The organism is Prevotella sp. OH937_COT-195 (genome assembly GCF_003932845.1).
GTDB lineage: Bacteria > Bacteroidota > Bacteroidia > Bacteroidales > Bacteroidaceae > Prevotella.
In genome coordinates this window covers 1-384 of the sequence record NZ_RQZH01000172.1, presented here as the reverse complement: position 1 = coordinate 384, position 384 = coordinate 1, and the positions used below count along the sequence as shown (strand labels likewise).

Here is a 384-nt window from a genome sequence, read left to right as displayed (position 1 = left end):
ATGACAAGGAAGACTTAGGCTTTCTTGACGACCGCATGCAACTGCTCGACACCGTTCGCCGGATGATCGACATCGAACTGGATCGGCGCGGGGTGAACATCCGGGGCAACCCTCACCACGAGAACCATCTGCCCGAGGACATGGGACGCATGCCGCCCGCCCCACCGCCGCGCCGCTCGTTCTGGCAACGCATCATGAGCATCTTCACAGGCAGCCTGTAATAATAAGGTAAGGCAGCGACAAATACACGTTATTGCATATTTCATTTCAAACACATTAAAATTTCAACAAAATGAGAACAAACAAATTCTTCGCAAGAACAACACTTCCCAAGGAACGGCCAAAGGACTTCCCAAGGAACGGTGAAAGGACTTCCTGAGGAAC

At 51.6% G+C, this 384-nt stretch carries 1 protein-coding gene; it reads left to right on the top strand.

Going from position 1 to position 384, the window contains the following annotated elements:
• Nucleotides 1–221: hypothetical protein (locus EII32_RS12325; protein WP_158611198.1), on the top strand; the 221-nt coding region annotated here is incomplete at its 5' end.
• Nucleotides 222–384 lie beyond the last annotated feature (163 nt).